General features: G+C 70.8%; 10 protein-coding genes. 6 read left to right on the top strand and 4 right to left on the bottom strand.

Annotated features, from left to right (window positions below; all coding sequences use genetic code 11):
• Positions 1 to 160: 160 nt before the first annotated feature.
• From ACY34M_RS01400 to ACY34M_RS01375, 6 genes are read left to right on the top strand one after another with little or no spacing between them, the layout of a single operon-like run.
• Entirely contained in the window at positions 161 to 1,462 is a 1,302-nt protein-coding gene (locus ACY34M_RS01400; RefSeq protein ID WP_462719186.1) for an ABC transporter substrate-binding protein, read from the top strand.
• 54 nt (positions 1,463 to 1,516) lie between these two features.
• A complete protein-coding gene (locus tag ACY34M_RS01395) occupies positions 1,517 to 2,485 on the top strand; it encodes a carbohydrate ABC transporter permease (RefSeq protein WP_462719185.1) in 969 nt (322 codons plus the stop codon).
• A gap of 2 nt (positions 2,486 to 2,487) precedes the next feature.
• Complete coding sequence (locus ACY34M_RS01390; RefSeq protein WP_462719184.1) at positions 2,488 to 3,339, top strand: carbohydrate ABC transporter permease; 852 nt, start codon at positions 2,488 to 2,490, stop codon at positions 3,337 to 3,339.
• Positions 3,336 to 4,019 (top strand): hypothetical protein, encoded by a 684-nt coding sequence (locus tag ACY34M_RS01385; protein ID WP_462719183.1) that lies wholly within the window; start codon positions 3,336 to 3,338, stop codon positions 4,017 to 4,019. Before ACY34M_RS01390 ends, ACY34M_RS01385 begins: the two co-directional genes overlap by 4 nt.
• The gene (locus ACY34M_RS01380) at positions 4,012 to 5,031 is read left to right on the top strand and encodes a LacI family DNA-binding transcriptional regulator (protein ID WP_462719182.1); all 1,020 of its coding nucleotides are present in this window, start codon (positions 4,012 to 4,014) and stop codon (positions 5,029 to 5,031) included. Before ACY34M_RS01385 ends, ACY34M_RS01380 begins: the two co-directional genes overlap by 8 nt.
• A 5-nt stretch (positions 5,032 to 5,036) precedes the next feature.
• Entirely contained in the window at positions 5,037 to 6,353 is a 1,317-nt protein-coding gene (locus ACY34M_RS01375; RefSeq protein WP_462719181.1) for a Gfo/Idh/MocA family oxidoreductase, read from the top strand.
• Between the two features lie 49 nt (positions 6,354 to 6,402).
• Here ACY34M_RS01375 and ACY34M_RS01370 read toward each other — a convergent pair whose 3' ends face one another.
• From ACY34M_RS01370 to iolB, 4 genes are all read right to left on the bottom strand, one after another.
• Complete coding sequence (locus ACY34M_RS01370; RefSeq protein ID WP_462719180.1) at positions 6,403 to 7,806, bottom strand: APC family permease; 1,404 nt, start codon at positions 7,804 to 7,806, stop codon at positions 6,403 to 6,405.
• Positions 7,807 to 8,168: 362 nt separating this feature from the next.
• On the bottom strand, positions 8,169 to 9,677 hold the full coding sequence (gene mmsA / locus ACY34M_RS01365) for a CoA-acylating methylmalonate-semialdehyde dehydrogenase (protein WP_462719179.1): 1,509 nt from the start codon (positions 9,675 to 9,677) through the stop codon (positions 8,169 to 8,171).
• Positions 9,678 to 9,708: 31 nt separating this feature from the next.
• A complete protein-coding gene (gene iolD / locus ACY34M_RS01360) occupies positions 9,709 to 11,589 on the bottom strand; it encodes a 3D-(3,5/4)-trihydroxycyclohexane-1,2-dione acylhydrolase (decyclizing) (protein ID WP_462719178.1) in 1,881 nt (626 codons plus the stop codon).
• Complete coding sequence (iolB, locus tag ACY34M_RS01355; RefSeq protein WP_462719177.1) at positions 11,586 to 12,392, bottom strand: 5-deoxy-glucuronate isomerase; 807 nt, start codon at positions 12,390 to 12,392, stop codon at positions 11,586 to 11,588. The genes iolD and iolB overlap by 4 nt, the downstream gene beginning before the upstream one ends.
• Positions 12,393 to 12,400 lie beyond the last annotated feature (8 nt).

Here is a 12,400-nt window from a genome sequence, read left to right as displayed (position 1 = left end):
CAAGCGCTCGCAGGGTGCGTCAAGAGGGTGTGCAGCCAAGGGAGTTGGTGGGAAGGGTCGGTTCCGGAAATTGCTGCGCAACCCATTGACCGGCCTGCGAGCGCATGCAAGCGTCCCTCCTCGACAGCGCCCACCACCGAGCCGCTCGTGGAGGCCCCCTATGGGCAGCGCCGCCCCCTCCCGTCGCACCACCCTGTCCGCCCTGCTCGCCTCCGGCCTCGGTGCCGCGCTGACCGGCTGCGGCGGCCCCGCCCGGTCCGTCGGCGCCGGCGGCACCGTGACCCTGCGCTACTTCTTCTGGGGCGACAGTGGCCGGGCCGACCTCATCAACCAGTGCATCACCGTGTTCGAGCGCGAGCACCCCAAGATCAAGGTGAAGTCCAGTTTCGCCGCGTTCGACGCCTTCTGGCCGAAGCTGAGCACCGCCGCCGCGGGCGGCAACCCGCCGGACGTGATGCACGTCGACTACGCCTGGATCCGCACCCTCGGTGAGCACGGCGTGCTCGCCGACCTGGGCCCGCACACCGGCTCCGGCAAGGAGATCGACGCCTCGACCGTGGTCAGGTCGCTGCGCACCGCGGGCGAGGTGGACGGCCGCCGCGTCGCCCTGCCGCTGGGCCGCAACTGCGTCTCCCTGATGTACGACGCCGAGACGTGGGCCAAGGCCGGTGCCCGGAAGCCGGCCGCGGGCATGAGCTGGGACTCGTTCATGGAGCAGTCCCTCAAGGTGACCCGGTACGGCAGACGGCACGGCGGCCCCGTGCAGTACGGCATGGACAACCCCGGCCAGAACTACATGGGCCTCGAAGTGTGGATGCGCCAGCAGGGCCTCCAGATGTGGACCGACAAGGGCGCGCTCGGCTTCGACCGCGACGACATGCGCCGCTACCTCACGCTGGTCGACGGCTGGCGCAAGGAGGGCGCGCTCGCGGGCCCGGACGCCGTACTCGAATCGCTGCCCGGCTTCCCCATCACCACCCGCAGGGCCGCCTCCTACCTGGAGTGGGACAACCAGGTCGGCGGCCGCAGCGACATGCGCGGCAGCACGCTCAGCCTCGGCACGGTGCCCAGCGACACCGGCCGCTCCGGCATCTACGCCAAGCCCGGCATGCTGATCGCCGCCGCCGCGAAGAGCCCGTACCTCAGTGAGAGCGCCCGGTTCATCGACTTCATGGTCAACGACCGGCGCGTGGCGAAGATCCTCGGCACCAACATCGGCATGCCGCCCACCACGAGCCAGGAGGGCGCCGCCGACGTCTCGGACCCCAAGGTGCGCCAGGTGCAGACGTACGAGGACCGGGTCGCGAAGACGCTCGCGGCGACCCCGCCGCCGCCCGCCGACGGCGGCGCGTCCCTCAACGTCTACCTGCAGCGCGTCGCCGAGAAGCTCTTCTACGGCAGCGTCTCCGTGGACCAGGCCGTGGATCTCTATTTCGACCAGTCGGAGGTCGTCCTCGCCTGACGGCCGGACCCCGCGCAAGGCCGCCCCCGCCCCTCGAAACCGTACGGAGTCCACATGGCCTCTACGACGACGACCGACGCCGCGATACCCCGCGCACGCGGCGGCGACTCCCCCTCGACCAGCCCCAAAAAGCGCCGCCGGGGCGCGAACGACCGCTCCGCGTACGTCTTCCTCACCCCGTGGATGATCGGCGCGGCCCTGCTGACGCTCGGGCCGATGCTGTTCTCGCTCTACATGTCGTTCACGGACTACAACCTGTTCGACTCGCCGCGCTGGATCGGCCTCGACAACTACCGGCGCATCCTGTTCGACGACCCCGAGGTCCGGGACACCGTCGGCGTCACGCTGCTCTACGTGGTCGTCGCGACGCCCCTCAAGCTCGTCGCGGCGCTGGGCGTGGCCATGCTGCTCCACACCCGCCGCAAGGGCCGCAACTTCTACCGGGCCGCCTTCTACATGCCGTCCCTGATCGGGGCGAGCGTCGGCGCGGCCATCGTGTGGCGCCTGCTGTTCTCCACCGGCAGCGTCGTCGACCAGTTCCTCGGCACGTTCGGGATCCACACGGGCGGCTGGATCTCCAACCCCGACTGGTCGCTGATGTCCCTGGTCGCGCTCTCCGTCTGGCAGTTCGGCGCACCGATGGTGATCTTCCTGGCGGCGCTGCAGCAGATCCCGCGCGATCTGTTCGAGGCGGCGGAGATCGACGGGGCGGGCCCCTGGCGCCGCTTCCTGTCGGTGACGGTCCCCATGCTGACGCCCGTCATCTTCTTCAACCTGGTCCTGGAGATGGTGCACGCCTTCCAGATGTTCAACTCGGCGTTCGTGCTCTCCAACGGCACCGGCGGCCCGGCGGGATCCACCCACGTGTACTCGATGTACCTGTACGAACTCGGCTTCAACGACTTCCGGATGGGTTACGCGGCGGCCCTGACCTGGGTGCTGCTGCTGGTCGTCGGCGTGATCACCGCGCTGCTCTTCAAGACTTCGGGCCGCTGGGTCCACTACGCGGGCGAGGAGAAGTGACGATGGCCGCGACTACCACCACGACCGGCACGCGTTCGACCCTGTGGCACGTGGGCGCCGTCGCCCTGCTGCTCGTGCTCCTCTACCCGGTGTTCTGGGTGTTCACGGCGTCCGTGAAGCCCGCCGACGAGATCATCTCCAGCTTCAGCCTGCTGCCGTCGAAGATCAGTTGGAGCGGTTTCGGCACCGCGCTCGAAGGCATCGCCGAGGTGCCTGCGTGGCGCTTCTTCTCCAACTCGCTTCTCCTGGCGATCGGTTCGGTGATCGGCAACGTCCTGTCGTGCTCGATCGCCGCCTACGCCTTCGCGCGGCTGCGGTTCCGGGGGCGCGGCGCGATGTTCGCGGTGATGATCGGCACGATCCTGCTGCCGACGCACCTGCTGCTCATCCCGCAGTACACGATGTTCCAGCAGGTCGGCCTGGTCGACACGTACGTCCCGCTGCTGCTCGGCAAGTTCCTCGCCACGGACGCGTTCTTCGTCTTCCTGATGGTGCAGTTCGTGCGCAATCTGCCGCGCAGCCTCGACGAGGCGGCGCTGATCGACGGCTGCGGGCACTTCCGGATCTTCGGCCACATCGTCCTTCCGCTGCTGCGGCCCGCCCTGATCACCACGGCGATCTTCACGTTCATCTGGTCGTGGAACGACTTCTTCGCGCCGCTGGTCTACCTCCAGTCGCCGGAGAAGTACCCGCTGCCGGTGGCCCTGCGGCTGTTCGTCGACTCGACGAGCAGCCAGGACTACGGGGCGATGCTCGGCATGTCGGTCCTCTCGCTGCTGCCGGTGATCGCGTTCTTCGTGGCGTTCCAGCGGCTGCTGATCGAGGGCGCGGCGACCTCCGGGATGAAGGGATGAGCGCGATGGGCGGGATGAGCGGGGCGGGTTCCGCGGCGCGGCGCGACACCCCGTACGGCGAGCGGTTCACGCTCTTCGCGGAGGTGCTGTGGACCGGGGTGCTGGTGGCGGCGGGTTCGCTGCTCGTCGTCACGTGGCCCGCGGCGATGGCGGCGGGGTGCGCGGCGGTACGTCGCTGTGTGCCGGACGGGCCCTCGCCCGGTACGGCCCGGCGGTTCTGGGCGGACTGGCGGGCGGCGCTGCCCGGCGGGGTGCGGGTCGGTGCGGTGGGCCTCGCGGTGCTGGGTTTCCTGGGCGCGGACCTGCGGCTTGCCGCCGCGGCGGGGGACGTTCCGTTCTTCGGCGTGCTGGCGGTGGTCGTCGCGGGGGCGGCGGGGGCGGTGGTCGTGTACCAGGTGCGGATGGCGGCGACGTGGTCGTCGACCGGTCGGTGGGCCCGCCCCGCCGCTGATCCCTCGGGCACGGCGATGCTGGGTGGAGCGGTGCTGGTGTCGGCGGTCTGCGTATGGCAGTTGGTGCTGCTGGCGCCCCTGGTGACGGGTGTGCTGGCGTTGGCCGCGGTGGCGGTCGACCGCCGTCACGCCGCGGGGCTCCGCCCCGGCCCCCGCGCCTCAAACGCCGGCGGGGCTGGAATTGCCGACCCGCGAGAACGGAAGGGTGAGGGGGTACGTCATGCGTAGCAACGACCGGTCGAGCGGCGCGGTCCCGAGCGCTGAAGAAGTCGCGGAGATCGCCGGGGTCTCGCCGTCCACCGTCAGCCGGTGTTTCGCCTCGCCGCATCAGGTGCGGCCCGAGACCAGGGCCCGGGTGCTCGCCGCGGCGGAGCGGCTCGGGTACCGGCCCAGCCGCATCGCCCGGTCGCTCGCCGAGGGGCGGACCCGGACGCTCGGGCTGATCGTGCCCGACATCGCCAATCCGTTCTTCGCGGTGATCGTGAAGGCCGTGCAGGCCCGCGCCCGCCGCAAGGACTACGCCGTGTTCCTCGCGGACACCGACGAACACCCCGACGACGAGTACGAGTTGGCGCTCACTCTCGCCCGGCAGGTGGACGGGCTGCTGCTCGTCGCCCCGAGGATGGAGGGCGCCCGGCTCGGCGAGGTCGTCCGGCAGGTGCCGAGCGTCGCCGTGAATCGGAGCGTGGTCGGCGTGTCCTCCGTGGTCGCCCCGAGCGAGGACGGACTGCGCCAGGCCGTGGCGCATCTGCACGCGCTCGGCCACCGCCACCTCGCCCTGATCCTGGGGGCCCGCAACTCCTGGTCGAGCGAGCAGCGCGGCCACGCCGTCCGCTACGCCGCCGAGCAACTGGAGCTGAAGGTCACCGAGTTCGGCCCGCACGAGCCCAAGTTCCACACGGGCGCGCAGGTCGCCGACCTGGCCCTGGCCGCGGGCGCCACCGCGATCGTCGCGCACAACGACCTGATGGCGCTCGGCGTGCTGTCCCGTCTCGCCGACCGGGGGGTACGGGTGCCCGACGACGTCAGCGTCGTGGGCGCCGACGACACCCTCCTGGCCACCACGGCCACCCCCGCCCTCACCTCGGTCCGCATCCCGCTCGACGCGCTCGGCGAGCGGGCCGTCGACCTGATGCTGCGCCGCCTCGACGACCCGGACCGCGCTCCCGAACAGATCTCCCTGGACAGCGAGTTGATAGTCCGCCGCTCCACAGGACCGGCCCCGCGAAAGGAATCCTGACCTCCATGAAGCGCGCAGCGATCATCGGCACCGGCCACCGCGCCCAGATGTACACCAAGGCCCTGGGTGCCCGCCCCCACTACGACGTGGCCCTCCTCGCGGACCCGAGCCCGACCCGTATCGCCCACCACAACCGGCTGCTCGGCTCGCTCGGCGGCGGGGAGGCCGCCGCCTGTGACCCGGCCGATTTCGGGGCCGCGCTGCGTGCGCACCGGATCGACGAGGTCGTCGTCACCACCGTCGACGCGACCCACCACACGTACATCAACACCGCCCTGGAGGCGGGCTGCCGGGTGGTGACGGAGAAGCCGATGACGACGGACGCGGAGAAGTGCCGCGCCATCCTGGAGACGGCCGAGCGGACCGGCGGCGAGCTGTCCGTCGCGTTCAACTACCGCTACAACCCGGCCCACGAGAAGGTCTGGCAGCTGCTCCACGACGGCGCGATCGGCGAGATCCGCTCCGTGCACTTCGAGTGGCTGCTCGACGTCCGGCACGGCGCCGACTACTTCCGCCGCTGGCACCGCGAGAAGCAGCACAGCGGCGGCCTGCTCGTGCACAAGTCCGGCCACCACTTCGACCTCGTCAACTGGTGGCTCGGCGCTGCTCCCTCCCGCGTGTACGCGGAGGGCGGGCTCGTCTTCTACGGGCGCGACAACGGCGAGCGGACCGGCCTGCGCCGTGACTACGTGCGCGCCCACGGCTCCTCCGAGGCCGCCGACGACCCGTACGCCATCCACCTCGCCGACGACCCGAACCTCACGTCCCTGTACGTCGACGCGGAGGCGGCGGGCGACGGCTATGTGCGCGACCGGAACGTCTTCGGCGACGCCATCGACGTCGAGGACGATCTGTCGGTGCTCGTGCGGTACGACTCCGGGGCCACGATGACGTACCACCTCACCGCGTACTCGCCCTGGGAGGGCTACCGGGTGATGTTCAACGGGACCGGGGGCCGCCTGGAGCTGGAGGTCGAGGAGAACACCTGGCAGCCGCCGAAGGTCGCCGCCGGCGGGGACGGGGCCTCGCACGGCGGGGTGGTCATGGACCGGCCCGGCCGTACGTCGATCCTGCTGCGGCCGCTGTGGGAGGCGCCGCGGGAGATCTCCTTCGAGAAGTCGGCGGGGTCCCACGGGGGTGGGGATCTGCGGATGCTGAAGGAGTTGTTCGGGCCGCTCGGTGACGGCAGCGACGAGGGGGCGGTACCCGCGGCGGGCAAGGGGGCCACCGCGCGGGACGGTGCCCTTGCGCTGGCGGTGGGGGTGGCCGGGAACTCGTCGTTGGTGTCCGGCCTCCCGGTGGAGACGGGGCAGCTGTGGTGACGGTTGCGGGGCGCTGCCCCGGACCCCGCTGCTCAATCGCCGCAGGGGCTTATTCGGGGACCGACACCAGCCAGCGGGTCGCCTGGCGGGGGCGGAGGTAGAAGGCCCAGTAGAGGGTGGCCACCGCCATGATTCCGCCGGTCCACAGGAGGTACGTGACCTCCTGTTCGATCAGGATGTAGATCATCAGCGCGATCAGGACCACGGGGATCCCCGGCCACAGCGGCATCCGCCAGGCCGGCTGATCCTTGTGGGCGCCGCGGCGGGCGAACAGGGCGGCGACCGCGACGAGCAGGTACATGCCGGTGACGGAGACGCCCGTCACGCCGTACAGGGTGTCGAGGTTGACGAAGCAGAGCGCCGCGCCGGGGACGCCGACGACCAGCGTCGCGACCCACGGCGAGCCGAAGCGGCCGAGCCGGGACAGCGCGTTGTTGACCGGTCCTGGCCAGGCCTTGTCGCGGGCCGAGGCGAACAGGACGCGGGAGTTCTGGATGACCATGACGATGCCCGCGTTGATGATGGCGAGCGCGACGCAGAGCGAGACGAACGTGCCGACCGCCGAGTTCGACCAGGCCACGACCATGCTGCTGATGTTGCCCGAGGTGAGCGCCGAGACGTCCTTGGCGCCCATCGTGATCGCGACGACCGGGATCAGGATGATCACCGAGGAGATGACGAGCGTGGCGAGGACGGTGCGGGCCACGGACCTGCGCGGGTTCTCCAGCTCCTCGGAGAGGTAGACGGCGGTGGAGAAGCCCTGCGTGACGAAGAGGGCGATGGCGAGGCCGGAGACGACGAGCATGCCGGTCACCACGTCCGTGTGACCGCCCTCGCCCGCGACCTGCATCGAGCCGAGCGAGCCGACGCCGCGCTCGGCGTGCGCGAAGCCGAGGACCGCGACGAGGGCCGCCGCGATGACCTCCAGGACGAGGAAGATGCCGGTGATCCACGCGTTGGCGCGCAGGTCGAGCAGGCCCGCGAGGGTGGACAGCAGCATCACGCCCGCGCCCGCCATCGCCGGGTCGAGGTGGATGACCGGCTCCAGGTAGTCGGCCGTGCCCATCGCGATCACCGGCGGCACGATGAACACGACCAGCAGGGACAGCACGAAGACCAGCCAGCCCGCGAGCCGCCCGGCCAGCGTCGACACCATGGCGTACTCGCCGCCCGCGCTGGGGATGAGGGTGCCCAGCTCGGAGTAGAGGAACGCCACGCCGATACAGATCAGCGAGCCGATGGCGATGGTGAGGGCGGTGGCGGTGCCGAGGCTGCCGAACAGGTCGGGGACGACGACGAACAGCGAGGAGGCGGGCGTCACGCAGGAGAGCGTGAGCAGGGTGCCTCCGACGACGCCGATGGAACGCTTGAGCTTCTGGGGAGAACCTTCAGGTGCCTGGTCCGGCAGGGGCTCCGCCGGTGGGGCGGCGGCGGAGCGAAGCGTGTCGGTCATGAAGCGGTTCCGATCGACTCGAGCGGCAGGGGATTCGGGCGGGAGCGCTATCGCCTCCGAGGAATGAGGTGGTGGGGGTGGGGGCCGCTCCCGGCGCGACATGCAACCTCGCCGATATCCGAACGTCAACGCCTGTTTTCCTTCGGAATCCGCACCACCGCTTCCGCCAACTGCGCGCGATTCTTCAGGTGTTCGCAAAGTCGGCCGATACATACACGACGACCCCCGTATATGACCTTCGTATCCAAGGTCATATACGGGGGTCGACTTAAGCCGCCCGGTTCATCCCCTACGTACGGGAACCGCAGCAGGGGCGCTGAAGTTCACAGCGAACTGTCCGTACTCCGGACGGCTCAGGGGCCTCAGTGGTTGCTCGGGAAGCCCAGGTCCACGCCTGCCGGGGCGTCGGCCGGGTCCGGCCAGCGGGTCGTGACGACCTTGCCGCGCGTGTAGAAGTGCGTGCCGTCGTTGCCGTAGATGTGGTGGTCGCCGAAGAGCGAGTCCTTCCAGCCGCCGAAGCTGTGGTAGCCGACGGGGACCGGGATCGGGACGTTGACGCCGACCATGCCGGCCTCGATCTCCAGCTGGAAGCGGCGGGCGGCGCCGCCGTCCCGGGTGAAGATCGCGGTGCCGTTGCCGAACGGGGACGCGTTCATGAGGGCCACGCCCTCCTCGTACGTCTCCGTGCGCAGCACGCACAGGACCGGGCCGAAGATCTCGTCCTGGTACGCCTTGGCGGTCGTGGGCACGTTGTCCAGCAGGGACAGGCCCACCCAGTGGCCGTTCTCGAAACCGGGCACCGTGTAGTCGCTGCCGTCGAGGACGACGTCGCAGCCCTCGGCCGCCGCACCCTTCACGTAACCGGCGACCTTGTCGCGGTGGGCGGCCGTGATGAGCGGGCCCATCTCGGACGTCGGGTCGTTGCCCGGACCGATCTTGATCTTCTCGGCGCGCTCCTTGATCTTCGCGACGAGCTCGTCGCCGATCGAGCCGACGGCGACGACGGCGGAGATCGCCATGCAGCGCTCGCCGGCCGAGCCGTACGCGGCCGAGACCGCGGCGTCGGCGGCGGCGTCCAGGTCGGCGTCGGGCAGCACCAGCATGTGGTTCTTGGCGCCGCCGAGGGCCTGCACGCGCTTGCCGTTGGCGGAGGCGGTGGCATGGATGTACTTGGCGATCGGGGTCGAGCCGACGAAGGAGACGGCGGCGACGTCCGGGTGCTCCAGGAGGCGGTCGACGGCGACCTTGTCACCGTGGACGACGTTGAAGACTCCGTCGGGCAGGCCCGCCTCGGACAGCAGCTCGGCGATCTTCAGCGACGCCGACGGGTCCTTCTCGGACGGCTTGAGTACGAAGGTGTTGCCGGTCGCGATGGCGATCGGGAACATCCACATCGGCACCATGGCCGGGAAGTTGAACGGCGTGATGCCCGCGACGACGCCCAGCGGCTGGCGGATCGAGGACACGTCCACGTTGGTGGCGACCTGCGTGGACAGCTCACCCTTCAGCTGCACGTTGATGCCGCAGGCCAGGTCGACGATCTCCAGGCCGCGGGCCACCTCGCCGAGCGCGTCGGAGTGCACCTTGCCGTGCTCGGCGGTGATCAGCTCGGCGATCGCGTCACGGTTGGCGTCGAGCAGCGCGCGGAACCGGAAGAGGATCTCGGTGCGCTTGGCGAGCGAGGACTGGCCCCAGGACGTGTACGCCTCCTTGGCGGCGGCGACGGCCGCGTCCACCTCTTCGACGCTCGCGAAGTCGACGTGCGTGGTGACGGCGCCGGTCGCCGGGTCGGTCACCGGGCCGTGATTGCCCGACGCGCCCTGGACGGTCTTGCCGCCGATCCAGTGGTGGACCAACTTCGTGTCAGACATACGGGCAACTCCTGTGACGGCTACGTACTTCTCAGAGGTGGTGGCGCCGACCGGCGGCGTGCCGGTCGTACTCCTCGCGGGCCTTGACCGCGGCGCTGCGCTCCGCCGTCTCGGCCACAGGAACATCCCACCACGCCTGCGCGGGAGGCGGGCCCGACACTGTGTCTGCCGTTTCGGTCTCCACGTAGACACATGTGGGGCGGGTGGCGGCGCGCGCGGCGGCAAGCGCTTCGCGCAGGTCACGCACGGTCTTGGCGCGGTGCACGGTCATGCCGAGGCTGGCCGCGTTGGCGGCGAGGTCGACGGGCAGCGGCGCGCCCGCGTACGCCCCCTGCCCGTCCGTGAACCGGTACTGCGTGGCGAAGCCCTCGGCCCCGACGGACGCCGAGAGGCCGCCGATGGACGCGTACCCGTGGTTCTGCAGGACGACGACCTTGACCGGGATGTTCTCCTGGACCGCGGTGACGATCTCGGTGGGCAGCATCAGATACGTGCCGTCGCCGACGAGCGCCCACACGGGCCTGCCGGGCGCGGCGAGCGCGACGCCGAGCGCGGCGGGGATCTCGTAGCCCATGCAGGAGTACCCGTACTCGACGTGGTACTGGTCGCGGGAGCGGGCCCGCCACAGTTTGTGCAGATCGCCGGGGAGCGAGCCCGCGGCATTGATGAGGATGTCGTCCTCGGTCGCCAACGCGTCGAGTGCGCCGAGCACTTGGGCCTGGGTCGGGTGCACGAGGTCGTCGTCCGCGGTGAAGCAGGCGTCGACGCGGTGCTCCCAGCGCTCCTTGTCCTCGGTGTACTCGGCGACGTACGCGGGCTCGGCCCGGTACCTCCCCCCGAGCGCCTCCCGCAGCGCGGTGAGACCCGCGCGGGCGTCGGCGACGAGCGGCTGGGCGGCCAGCTTGTGGGCGTCGACGGCCGCGACGTTCAGGTTGAGGAAGCGGACCCCGGGGTTGGCGAAGAGGGTCGCGGAGGCCGTCGTGAAGTCCGTGTACCGGGTGCCGACGCCGATCACCAGGTCGGCGGTGCGGGCGAGCTCGTTGGCGGTGGCGGTCCCGGTGTGGCCGATGCCGCCGACGTCGGCGGGGTGGTCGTGGCGGAGCGAGCCCTTGCCGGCCTGGGTGGAGGCGACGGGGATGCCGGTGGCGTCGGCGAAGTCCTTGAGGGCGTCCTCGGCGCCGCTGTGGTGCACCCCGCCACCGGCGACGATCAGCGGACGCCGGGCGCGCTCCACCTCCCGTACGGCGGAATCCAGTTCCACCGGGTCCGGCGCGGGGCGGCGCACGGTCCAGACCCGCTCCCGGAAGAACTCCTCCGGCCAGTCGAACGCTTCCGCCTGCACGTCCTGCGGCAGCGCGAGCGTGACGGCGCCGGTGTCGACGGGGTCGGTGAGCACGCGCACGGCCTGGAGCGCGGCCGGGATCAACTGCTCGGGGCGGTCGATCCGGTCGAAGAACTTCGACACCGGCCGCAGGCAGTCGTTGACCGACACGTCGCCCGCGTACGGCACTTCGAGCTGCTGGAGCACCGGGTCGGCGGGCCGCGTCGCGAACACGTCGCCGGGCAGCAGCAGCACGGGCAGGTGGTTGATGGTGGCGAGGGCGGCGCCGGTGACGAGGTTCGTGGCGCCGGGGCCGATGGAGGTGGTGACGGCGTGCGTGGACAGGCGGTCGCACTGGCGCGCGTAGCCGACGGCGGCGTGCACCATCGCCTGCTCGTTGCGGCCCTGGTGGAACGGCATGTCGTCGCCGTACTGGAGGAGCGCCTGGCCGAGGCCCGCCACGTTGCCGTGGCCGAAGATGCCCCAGGTGGCGCCGATCAGCCGGTGCCGGGCGCCGTCGCGCTCCGTGTACTGGTGCGCGAGGAAGCGGACGAGGGCCTGGGCGACGGTGAGTCGTACCGTTCGGGTCATCGGTATCCCTCCGTGGCGTGATCGGGGTGGAAGCAGATCTTCCACTCCCGCTCGTCCCCCGGTCCCGCCATGACGTTCAGGTAGTACATGGCGTGCCCCGGCTGGGCGATCGAAGGACCGTGCCAGCCGTCGGGGACGAGCACGGTGTCACCCGCGCGGACCTCGGCGAGGAGGTCGGTGCCGCCGGGCCTGGACGGGGACACACGCTGGTATCCGTAGCCGCCCGGTCCCTCGATCTCGAAGTAGTAGATCTCCTCGAGCAGCGATTCCTCGCCCGGCCGGTGCTCGTCGTGCTTGTGCGGCGGGTACGAGGACCAGTTCCCGCCGGGAGTGATCACCTCGACGGCGATGAGCTGATCGCAGTCGAAGGCGTCGGCGGAGGCGAAGTTGCGCACCTGCCGTGCGCTCTGCCCACCGCCCCTGTCCTCGACGGAAACCTCCGGCGCGGGGCCGTAGCGGACGGGGAGTCGTCGACCGCATTTCGCTCCTGCCAGGGCGAACCGGCCTCCCGCACCGGAGGAGATCTCCACGCTGGTGTCGCGCGGAACGTAGGCGAAGTCGCTCACTGAACCGAATACGTCGCCCCTGCCCGCCAGTTCGATGTTCATCCCTTCCGCGCGGACGGAACATCCACCGGACAGCGGCAGCACGATCCACTCGCTCTCCCCGGTGTCGAAGCCGTGCGTCTGCCCGGCCGGCAGTTCGAGCACCCGCAGCCCGGCCCGGGCCCAGCCGACCTTGTCGGGGTCGACGGACAGGGCGTAGGGACCGTCGGCGGCGCTGCCCCGTGGAAGATGCGTCATGCCTCTAC

The organism is Streptomyces sp. EDA2-14, assembly GCF_054963755.1.
The sequence above is the reverse complement of the archived record's forward strand: the minus strand, read 5'-3'. Positions and strand labels throughout refer to the sequence as shown.